This is a genomic window from Stenotrophomonas sp., from assembly GCF_035634915.1.
GTDB lineage: Bacteria > Pseudomonadota > Gammaproteobacteria > Xanthomonadales > Xanthomonadaceae > Stenotrophomonas.
Genome location: NZ_DASQCB010000002.1, coordinates 383253 through 391888, shown reverse-complemented (window position 1 = coordinate 391888; position 8636 = coordinate 383253). Strand labels below are relative to the sequence as shown.

The following is an 8636-nucleotide window of genomic DNA, read 5'->3' as shown; positions in this document are numbered from 1 at the left end:
TTCAACATCCTGGCCAGAAAGCTGGCCAGAATCGCGTGGGGCGTCTTCAAGAGCGGCCGGGACTTTGACCCGAGCATGCTGAAGGTGGGGCAAGCCTGCTTCCAGCAGGCTTGACCACGAACATAGGATCTCGACTCTACCGGTCGCGGGCCTTCAGCCAGTCGTTGATCGTCGCCGGCACTTCGCGCTGCGCACGCCCGGAGACGTAGATGCCGATGTGGCCACCACGGAAACTGGACTCGGTGTAGTCATCCGTGCCCAGTCGCCCACGCATCGCACGCGAGGCATCGGGCGGCACCAGGTGGTCCTGCTCGGCATAGATGTTCAGCACCGGCAGGGTCAATTGCGACAGATCTACCGCCTCTCCGCCGATCCGCACGGTGCCGTTCACCAGCCCGTTGCCCTGGTAGAACTGCTTGATGAACTCACGGAACGCCTCCCCCGCCAGGTCCGGCGAATCGAAGATCCACTTCTCCATGCGCAGGAAATCCTCCAGCGCGGCCTTGTCATCGAGGATGTCGAGCAGGCCCACGTACTTCTGCACATTCAACCGGAATGGCTTGAGCATCAGGTAGCTGGCATTCATCAGGTCGGCCGGAATGTTGCCCAGCGTGTCCACCAGCAGGTCCACGTCCACCTGCCGCGCCCAGTGCGAGAGCATGTTGTCGGCGGTGTGGAAATCGACCGGGGTGACCATGGTGATCAGGTTGCCCAGCTTGTGCTGGCGCAGCGCCGCATAGCACAGGGCGAACACACCGCCCTGGCAGATGCCCAGCATGTTCACCGGCCCACCGCTGTGCACGCGCAGCGCATCCACGGCGCCATCGATGTAGCGCAGCAGGTAGTCCTCCAGGGTCTGGAAGCGCTCGGAGCGGTCCGGATAGCCCCAGTCCAGCACGTACACGTCCTGGCCCAGCGCCAGCAGCTTCTGCACCAGCGAGCGATCGGCCTGCAGGTCGACCATGTACGGCCGGTTGACCAGCGCGTAGACGATCAGCAGCGGCGGCCTGCGGGTGGGGGCCTGCCCGCCCACGAAGCGGTACAGCACCACCTTGCCGTCGCGCCAGACTTCCTCGCGGGCGGTCGCGCCATAGTCCACGTCCTCCACCTGCGGCAGCAGCTTCAGCCCTTCCATCAGCTTGCGCTGCATGGCCAGGGTTTCCTGCATCAGGTCATCGGCGTTGAAGCCCAGCGGTCCTTTCATCGTTCGTTATTTCCGCGCGGTGGTGCGGCGTGCGGTGGGCTTCGCCGGTGCTTTCTTTGCTGCGGCCTTTCTGGCGGCGGCCGGCTTGGACCCGGCGGATTTCTTCGCCGGCGCGGCCTTCTTCGCGGGCTTGCGTGCGGCCGGTTTCACCTTGGCCGGAGTGGGCTGCGCGACCGGGTCGACCTCGGCAGTCCCGGCCAGCACGGCCACCTGCGCCTGCAGGCGGCGCAGGCTGCGCTCCAGCTCGGCGATGCGGCGGTGGGCAGCGTCCATCTCGCTGCGGGTCGGCAGGCCGATCCGCTCGCTCACCTGCTCGACCTCGCGCTGCAGGCCCGCACGCAGGCGCATCTGTGCATTGCCCAGCGAGGCGTAGACCTGCTGGAACGCTTCGGACAGGGCGACTTTGGCGTAGGCCTCTTCGGCCACCTCGATCCACAGATCGAACATCGCCCGCGCACTGGTCAGCTGGCTGCCCGGCTGTTCGTGCTCGGCCAGGCGCTTTTCAAACAGATCGAAGGCGGCTTCCAAGGCCTGTTTGATCTGCTCCACGTAAGCGCGCGAATGCTGCTGGTATTCCTCCTGGGCGCGCAGCAGGGTCTGCCAGCGCGCCTGGTGCTCGCGACCGGGACCGAAGGCCGGGCTCTGCAGCCACGGGCCGGCCTGCACCTGCCACTGCTGCAGCCAGGCGGCAAACTCCGGCAGCGCGGCACCGGCCTGGGTGCTGCCGCGTGCACCCTGCAGCATCCACTGCAGCATGCCATCGCCCTGCCCTTGCACGGCTTCGCGCCAGGCCTGGGCAACCTCGGCACTGCTGGCGTCGCGGCCGGCAAAGCGCGCGGCCACTTCCTGCATCGTCCCGTACCAGCTGCCGGCCTGCTCACGGAAGCGGCGCAGCGCATCTTCCCGCGCGCCCTGCCCCTGCTCGGGCAACAGCTGCCCCCACCAGTCAAAGAGGCGCTGCCAGCTGCCCGGATCACCGCCGGCCGGCGCTCCCGGCGTGGCGGCATGGCGCAGCGCATCGCCCCAGGCACCAAAGTACTGGCGGGACAGATTCTCGAAATCGCTGCTGCCGGCGTCGTGGGCCGAGCTGGTCATCGCGGGCCTCCGCTGGGATGGGTCATGGCTTGGGGATGTGCAGGGTCTTGCTGATCATCAGCGACCCGGACAGGGCGAACAGCAGCACCATCGGGTGCAGCTGCCACGGGCCCAGCTGCCACTGCCCGAACCAGATGTCGTGGCCGATGGCATCGGTGCCGGCGGCAATGGCCAGCACGATCACCAGGGCCAGGCTGGTGGGAATGGGGGTGCCCTCGAAGTACTTGACCTTGCCTTCGTCACCGGCCAGCGCTTCGGCGGTGACGTTGTAGCGGGCCAGGCGGCTGACGCCGCAGCAGACGAAGTAGCTCAGCACCAGCCAGTCCCAGCCCCCCTGCATGCCGCAGGCATAGGCCAACGCGGCCGGGGCGACACCGAAGGAGATCACGTCCGACAGCGAATCCAGCTCACGCCCCAGGGTCGAGCTGGACTTGCGCCAGCGCGCGATGCGGCCGTCGAGCGCATCGAAGATGAAGGCCAGCGGGATCAACGCCATGCCGAACATCAGGTAGCCGCGCTCGCCGTCCTGCAGGAAGCGCATGGCGGCAAACACAGCCCCGGTGCCGCAGAAGGCGTTGGCCAGGGTGAACCAGTCCGCCAGCTGGAACTCACGCAGCATCGAAAAATGACGTTTCATGGGGTCTCACGGGGCATCAAGGCAGACAGGGTACCGCGAGCGCCGCCGCTGGCGACAGCGCGGCTCGATGCCGATCTTCACCCGACCGTCACCCCTCCTCACCTGCGGTGAATTTTTCGCCACCCATCTTGACAGCCAAGGGGGGTGGAGCCTGTCGCGGCTTATCCACAAAGTTGCCCACGCGTAATCCACACCCCCTGTGGACAACCCGGTCTCAGCGACTGCGACGCTGGACATTTCGTGATCACCGCAACGCGGGGTTTTCCTACTTCCCAAGTCATCCAACCGGCGCTATGGTCACCGGCGGACCCGCCGACGCCACGTCCGATTCCTTCTTCATGGACGTTGTCGATGCTGGACGCACGCACCCTGGCCGCGCAGTTGCGGCACCCCCATGGCGAGGCCGCGCTGGCCGTGGGCGAATCAATGAACCGCAGCAACGACGGGCTCAATCGAGCGTCGATCCGCCTGCTGGCGGTGGCGGCTGGCGAACAGGTGCTGGAGATCGGCCCCGGCAATGCCGGCTTCGCGCCGCTGCTGCTGCAGGCCGAAGGCAGCCGTTATCTGGGCATTGAACTCTCCACGGCCATGGTCGACGCCGGCAACCAGCACCTGGCAGCTGCCAGGCTGGCCGAGCGCGCTGCGCTGCGCCACGGCGATGCCCATGCCCTGCCGGTGGCCGACGCCTCGGTGGACGCGGCGCTGGCGGTCAACACCCTGTACTTCTGGCCTGATCTGGCACCGGTGCTGGACGAAGTGGCGCGGGTGCTGTGCCGAGGTGGCCGCCTGTGCCTGGCGTTCGGCGATGCCTCCTTCATGCGCAGCCTGCCGTTTGCCGCTGATTTCCAGCTGCATGAGCTGGATGCCGTCGAGCTGGCGCTGCGGGTGGCCGGCTTCAACGTCTCGGCCTGGCGCAGCCATCTGGAAACGGCCACCGGCAACGACGGGCAGTCGCGCGACAAGCATTTCCACCTGCTGCTGGCGCACCGGCGCTGACGATTGCACGACACCCTGCAGCCGGCCAGCGGCCGGCTCTACCCATGGACTTCAGAGCCGGCTGAACGCCCAGCTCTGCATGCGCCCGTCCTGGTACGGCATCACCCCGTGGAACGGGCGCGGATCGGCGTCGAACACCAGCGGCAGGAAATTGCGGTCACCCTCCCACATCGGCAGCGTGTCCAGCTTGTCCACATCCACCCACTCCAGCGTGCCCTCGTGGTTGCCGCCATGCGGGCTGCCCTCGAATTGGTCGATGACGAACACGAAGCCGAACCAGTCCTCGCCGTGCTTGCCGAACCCCGGCCAGCTGATCGTGCCGCGCAGGCGCATGGCCGTGCAGTCGATGCCCGCCTCCTCGGCGATCTCGCGGCGCATGCCGGCGGCGACATCCTCGGTCGGTTCAATCTTGCCGCCCAGGCCGTTGTACTTGCCCAGGTGGTGGTCACCCGGACGCGTATTGCGGTGGATCATCAGCACCTGGCGGCGATCAGGCGAGAGCACATAGCCCAGGGTGGCGACGATCGGGGTGTACGGCATGGGGCAGCATCCGGCGGCAGGTCAGCCCCGGATTATGGCCGATCAACGCACCAGCGACAGGCGGCGCTCGGCCGGCAGAGCCGTGCTGCCCTCCGGATCGCGGCGCAGCGTGGCCACGCCATGGCCACGCTCGGCCAGGTACTCCAGCCATTTGCCGAGGAAGGTGTTCATCCGCATGCGGTGGCTGATCAGCTCGGCCGGTGGCGGGTACAGACCCATGGTGTCCTGCCAGCGGCGGCCGACGTAGCAGTGGGTGGTCTCGGCCTGGCGGGCGTCACGGTACAGGCGCACATAGGCCGAGGGGTCCGGCTCGCCGGTCACCGGGTCGGCCAGGTCATAGGTCAGGCGCAGTTCCACCGTGTAGCGGTGGCATTCGATGACGTCCAGGCGGACGTCCAGGCCGTCGCCGACCGAGGACACGTAGCTGCCGGCGGTCAGTTCGGCCGGGGCGAACAGGCGCACCAGGTGCCGGTAATTCTCGGCATACAGGCCCATCAGCCAGCTCAGCCGGCTCAGGCGGGGGATGCGTTCGGTGCGGGGCGAGGCGTGGGCCATGGGTCGATCCTACACGTTGGCCATACAACGTGGGGGCTGGATCGGCCCGGCCAAAGGGGGCGCCACCCACGTCTGCAGAGCCGAGCCCACGCTCGGCTGCGCTGCGGACAGACCCCGGTGGCCCAGCCGAGCGCAGGCCCGGCTCTACAGGGCGTCGTTCCGGTCAGTACATCTCGCGCTGCAGCCCCAACGTGCCCAGCACCTTGCTGGAGATCTCCTCGATCGAGGTATGGGTGGTGCTCAGCGTCGGGATCCGTTCCATCTGGAACATCACCTCGGCCGCGGCCACCTCGCGCTTGCAGGTGTCGAGGTTGGCGTAGCGCGAATTCGGCCGGCGCTCCTGGCGGATCTGCTGCAGGCGGTCCGGATCGATGGTCAGGCCAAATAGTTTCCGACGATAGTTTCTCAACCGCGGCGGCAGGCGGTCGCTCTCCAGATCCTCGTCGGTCAGCGGGTAGTTGGCCGCGCGCACCCCGTAATGCAGGGCCAGGTAGATGCAGGTGGGCGTCTTGCCGGCGCGCGACACCGCCACCAGGATCACGTCCGCATCGTCGTAGTTCACCGCAATCCCGTCATCGTGGGTCAGGGCGAAGTTCATCGCGTTGATGCGGCGGTGGTAGGTCTCGAAGTCGACCATGCCATGGGCCTGGCCGACCCGGGCCAGCCGCGGGCTGGACAGCTCGCGCTCCAGCGGCTCGATGAACGGGGCGAACACATCCAGCATCAGGGCCCCGCTTTCGGCCAGGATCAGGCTCAGGCTCTGGTCCACACAGGAGTTCACCACGATGGGCCGGACCTGGTACCGCTCCCCCGCTGCCTGGATCCGGGCACAGGCTTCCCGGGCTTTTTCGGGGTCGTCGATGAACGACATCCGATCAGTGATGAAGCTGAACCCGGTGAACTGCGTGAGCAGGCTATGCCCAATGGTTTCAGCGGTGATACCGGTTCCATCGGAAACGTAGAACACCGGACGGATGGTCGACATAGGCGGTTTTCACCCCTCTGAAGCTGAAAATGGTTGCAGCACAAGCTTGTGCCGACGGTACTGCGACCGGCATCATATCGGCTTCTTCCTACGGACGCGGCCATTCAGCCCGCCTCGGGCGATGGCCAAACGGAGCATCGCGCTTGAACGAGAACATCCTGTGGTTGCACGAACTGCGTCTGGGCGATCTGGCCCGCGTAGGCGGCAAGAATTCGTCGCTGGGCGAAATGATCGGCAACCTGGCCGGTCTGGGGGTCTCCGTCCCCGGCGGTTACGCCACGACCGCTGAAGCCTTCAAGGACTTCATTGCCCACAACGACCTGTCCAAGCGCATCTTCGACAAGCTGGCCACGCTGGACGTCGAAGACGTCAATGCGCTGACCGCTGCCGGCAAGGAAATCCGCACCTGGGTGATCGATGCGCCTCTGCAGCCGCAGCTGGACCAGGACATCCGCAGCGCCTACGCCAAGCTCAGTGCTGAAAATGGCGGCGGCGATGTCGCTGTTGCGGTGCGCTCCTCGGCCACCGCCGAAGATCTGCCCGATGCGTCCTTCGCCGGCCAGCAGGAAACCTTCCTCAACGTCACCGGTGCCGACGATGTCGTGCACAAGGTCAAGGAAGTGTTCGCCTCGCTGTACAACGACCGCGCCATCGCCTACCGCGTGCACCACGGCTTCAAGCACGAAGACGTGTTCCTGTCCGCCGGCGTGCAGCTGATGGTGCGTTCCGGCGTCGGTTCCTCCGGCGTGCTGTTCACCCTGGATACCGAGTCCGGCTTCCGTGACGTGGTCTTCGTCACCTCGTCCTTCGGCCTGGGCGAAATGGTCGTGCAGGGCGCGGTCAACCCGGACGAGTACTACGTGTACAAGCCCACCCTGCAGGCCGGCAAGCCGGCGATCCTGCGCCGCTCGCTCGGCAGCAAGGCGATCCGCATGGTGTATTCGGATGTCCCCGGCGAGCGCGTCAGGATCGAGGACACCCCGGTCGAACTGCGCAGCACCTTCTCCATCAGCGACGAGGACGTGCAGGAACTGTCCAAGCAGGCGCTGGTCATCGAAAAGCACTACGGCCGCCCGATGGACATCGAGTGGGCCAAGGACGGTGTCAGCGGCAAGCTGTTCATCGTGCAGGCGCGCCCGGAAACGGTGAAGTCGCGCAGCCACGCCACCCAGATCGAGCGCTTCGCGCTGACTGAAAAGGGCGGCAACGTGCTGGCCGAAGGCCGTGCCGTCGGCGCCAAGATCGGCTCCGGCACTGCCCGCGTGGTCAAGACGCTGGACGACATGAACCGCGTGCAGCCGGGCGACGTGCTGATCGCCGACATGACCGACCCGGATTGGGAACCGGTGATGAAGCGTGCCTCGGCCATCGTCACCAACCGTGGTGGCCGCACCTGCCACGCCGCGATCATCGCGCGCGAGCTGGGCGTGCCGGCCGTGGTCGGTTCGGGCAACGCCACCAAGGTCATCGAAGATGGCCAGCAGGTCACCGTCAGCTGCGCTGAAGGCGATACCGGCTTCATCTACGAAGGCAAGCTCGATTTCGAGCGCACCACCACCGATCTGGGCAACATGCCGCCGGCACCGCTGAAGATCATGATGAACGTGGCCAACCCGGAACGTGCCTTCGACTTCGGCCAGCTGCCGAACGCCGGCATCGGCCTGGCCCGCCTGGAAATGATCATCGCCAGCCACATCGGCATCCATCCGAACGCACTGCTGGAATACGACCGCCAGGACGCGGCGACGAAGAAGAAGATCGACGAGAAGATCGCCGGTTATGGCGATCCGGTCAGCTTCTACGTGGACCGCCTGGCCGAAGGCATCGCCACCCTCACCGCCTCGGTCGCACCGAACCCGGTGATCGTGCGCCTGTCGGACTTCAAGTCCAACGAGTACGCCAACCTGATCGGCGGCAGCAACTACGAGCCGCACGAAGAGAACCCGATGATCGGCTTCCGCGGCGCCAGCCGTTACGTCGACCCGAGCTTCTCGGCCGCCTTCGCGCTGGAGTGCAAGGCCGTGCTGCGCGTGCGCAACGAAATGGGCTTGGACAACCTGTGGGTGATGATTCCGTTCGTGCGCACGCTGGAGGAAGGCCGCAAGGTCGTCGAGGTGCTGGAACAGAACGGCCTGAAGCAGGGCGAGAACGGCCTGAAGATCATCATGATGTGCGAAGTGCCGTCCAACGCACTGCTCGCCGATGAGTTCCTGGAGATCTTCGACGGTTTCTCGATCGGCTCCAACGACCTGACCCAGCTCAGCCTCGGCCTGGACCGCGATTCGTCCATCGTCGCGCACCTTTTCGACGAGCGTAACCCGGCGGTGAAGAAGCTGCTGTCGATGGCCATCAAGGCCGCGCGCGCCAAGGGCAAGTACGTCGGCATCTGCGGCCAGGGCCCGTCCGATCACCCGGATCTGGCCGAGTGGCTGATGCAGGAAGGCATCGAGTCGCTGTCGCTGAACCCGGACACCGTGGTCGACACCTGGCTGCGCCTGGCCAAGCACAAGGCCAATGGCTGATGCATTGATGGGCTGACGTCGCTTTCATTGGCGGCCACCCATACTGCAGCTGCATGCACGCCCCGCCTCTGCGGGGCGTGCCTGTTTCTGGCGTCCGCACAC

Annotated in this window: 8 protein-coding genes and 1 pseudogene; 3 read left to right on the top strand and 6 right to left on the bottom strand. The window is 66.3% G+C overall.

The genetic code is table 11. The features are described 5' to 3' along the window. A pseudogene (locus tag VER16_RS19455) lies at positions 1-114 on the top strand (IS110 family transposase); the annotation flags it as partial. A 22-nt stretch (positions 115-136) separates the two neighbouring features. On the opposite strand, the gene VER16_RS03045 reads toward VER16_RS19455, so the two are convergent. The 3 genes from VER16_RS03045 to VER16_RS03035 are packed head-to-tail and all read right to left on the bottom strand — an operon-like array spanning position 137 to position 2936. Then, complete coding sequence (locus tag VER16_RS03045; RefSeq protein ID WP_324805394.1) at positions 137-1204, bottom strand: class III poly(R)-hydroxyalkanoic acid synthase subunit PhaC; 1068 nt, start codon at positions 1202-1204, stop codon at positions 137-139. Positions 1205-1210: 6 nt separating this feature from the next. After that, positions 1211-2299: a class III poly(R)-hydroxyalkanoic acid synthase subunit PhaE gene (phaE, locus tag VER16_RS03040; RefSeq protein WP_324805393.1), complete on the bottom strand. Its 1089-nt coding sequence runs from the start codon at positions 2297-2299 to the stop codon at positions 1211-1213. Between the two features lie 22 nt (positions 2300-2321). After that, positions 2322-2936 carry a CDP-alcohol phosphatidyltransferase family protein gene (locus tag VER16_RS03035; protein WP_324805392.1) on the bottom strand — a complete coding sequence of 205 codons (615 nt, stop codon included), beginning with the start codon at positions 2934-2936 and terminating at the stop codon, positions 2322-2324. 345 nt (positions 2937-3281) lie between these two features. Here VER16_RS03035 and VER16_RS03030 point away from each other — a divergent pair, with 345 nt between their 5' ends. Further along, positions 3282-3932 carry a class I SAM-dependent methyltransferase gene (locus VER16_RS03030; protein ID WP_324805391.1) on the top strand — a complete coding sequence of 217 codons (651 nt, stop codon included), beginning with the start codon at positions 3282-3284 and terminating at the stop codon, positions 3930-3932. A gap of 51 nt (positions 3933-3983) precedes the next feature. Here the strand turns inward: VER16_RS03030 and VER16_RS03025 are convergent, their stop codons facing one another. The 3 genes from VER16_RS03025 to ppsR all read right to left on the bottom strand — a co-directional run bounded on the left by VER16_RS03025 (position 3984) and on the right by ppsR (position 6012). Further along, the gene (locus tag VER16_RS03025) at positions 3984-4472 is read right to left on the bottom strand and encodes an 8-oxo-dGTP diphosphatase (protein ID WP_324805390.1); all 489 of its coding nucleotides are present in this window, start codon (positions 4470-4472) and stop codon (positions 3984-3986) included. 42 nt (positions 4473-4514) lie between these two features. After that, on the bottom strand, positions 4515-5027 hold the full coding sequence (locus tag VER16_RS03020) for a DUF1249 domain-containing protein (protein WP_324805389.1): 513 nt from the start codon (positions 5025-5027) through the stop codon (positions 4515-4517). A gap of 163 nt (positions 5028-5190) precedes the next feature. Further along, the gene (gene ppsR, locus VER16_RS03015; protein ID WP_324805388.1) at positions 5191-6012 is read right to left on the bottom strand and encodes a posphoenolpyruvate synthetase regulatory kinase/phosphorylase PpsR; all 822 of its coding nucleotides are present in this window, start codon (positions 6010-6012) and stop codon (positions 5191-5193) included. 143 nt (positions 6013-6155) lie between these two features. Here ppsR and ppsA point away from each other — a divergent pair, with 143 nt between their 5' ends. Beyond that, positions 6156-8534, top strand: a complete 2379-nt coding sequence (gene ppsA, locus VER16_RS03010) for a phosphoenolpyruvate synthase (protein WP_324805387.1) — start codon at positions 6156-6158, stop codon at positions 8532-8534. The last annotated feature ends 102 nt before the right edge of the window (positions 8535-8636 follow it).